This window comes from Prevotella sp. P5-92 (assembly GCF_002251245.1).
GTDB lineage: Bacteria > Bacteroidota > Bacteroidia > Bacteroidales > Bacteroidaceae > Prevotella.
On the sequence record NZ_NPJG01000024.1, the window covers coordinates 1 to 537 of the forward strand.

Annotated in this window: 1 pseudogene; it reads right to left on the minus strand. The window is 46.6% G+C overall.

The features are described 5' to 3' along the window. Nucleotides 1-294: 294 nt before the first annotated feature. A pseudogene (locus CIK99_RS15160) lies at nucleotides 295-537 on the minus strand (IS91 family transposase); the annotation flags it as partial.

The following is a 537-nucleotide window of genomic DNA, read 5'->3' on the forward strand; positions in this document are numbered from 1 at the left end:
AAACAAGATAGGCTTCGTCTCGCCTGAAAGGCGATATGAAGCGCCGACCGTTGCACGTCCGCCGCAAATGTAATCAGAATATTATGGGGAAAGATGTTGGTTTTTGCATGGTTTCCAAAAGGCAAGTGGCAACTTACGGATGAGAAAAACGGACTTGTACCTCTTAGAATATATACAAACAGAGATGTCACAATCTCAAATCATGCCACAAATGATACAATATCCAGTGTTTTACGACGCGTTAGGGCACAAAGAGGCTGTCCACGAAGAAAAGCATTTCGCGGACTGCCACATTTAGTTACCCATACGCATGAGAAGGAATGGTGGGGCTCTCGGGGCTGGATTTATAATCCTTATGATGATACGCTGGCAATGGCATTCCTTGCATACTCCAATCTCCCAACCATTCTCCTGACAGATCTCAAGATATGACTTCTTTGTCCTTTCTTTCGGCACGGGCGGCACATCGAGCTGCTTCTGTATGTTGCGCAGTGCATCCCTGTTGGATGGTGAGAGTATGCCGTAGTGGCGTATCCT